A 420-nucleotide genomic window follows, 5' to 3' on the forward strand; every position below is an offset into this window, starting at 1 on the left:
GTGTGCCTTCGTCGGCCAGTTTGCGGCGCAGCGTCCAGGTAGGCAGCTTCAAGCGTGCCGCCACTTCTTCCAGGTCGGGTTCCCGGCCGCCATTGAGCATCGGCCCGAGCAACCGGGTAATGCGCTCGCGCAGGCTGCGGGTGCGGGTCAATTGCTCTAACTCTCGCTCACACAGTTGTAACAACAGGTTCCAGGTGCTGGGGCAATGCTGTGGGTTGCGCAGGGCCAGGGTCTGCTGGTTGAGGCGTAATTGGTTGGCCTCGGCGCCGAAGTGGATGTCTCCCAGCATGCTGTACTGATCGCTGTACTCCGGCGCTTCAAATTCGATGTCGATGCGTTGTGCCTGCACCGGCTGCTGGGCCAGGCTCGACAGTTGATGCAGCCAGCCGGCGATCATCGAGTCCACCACAAAGCGGTTGT

At 61.9% G+C, this 420-nt stretch carries 1 protein-coding gene; it reads right to left on the minus strand.

Annotated elements, in window-relative coordinates; genetic code table 11:
• Nucleotides 1-420 (minus strand): AraC family transcriptional regulator ligand-binding domain-containing protein (locus tag SOP95_RS31770; RefSeq protein ID WP_323609551.1); only part of this gene is annotated, 420 nt, incomplete at both ends.

This window comes from Pseudomonas sp. YuFO8 (assembly GCF_035065025.1).
Lineage (GTDB): Bacteria > Pseudomonadota > Gammaproteobacteria > Pseudomonadales > Pseudomonadaceae > Aquipseudomonas > Aquipseudomonas putida_AE.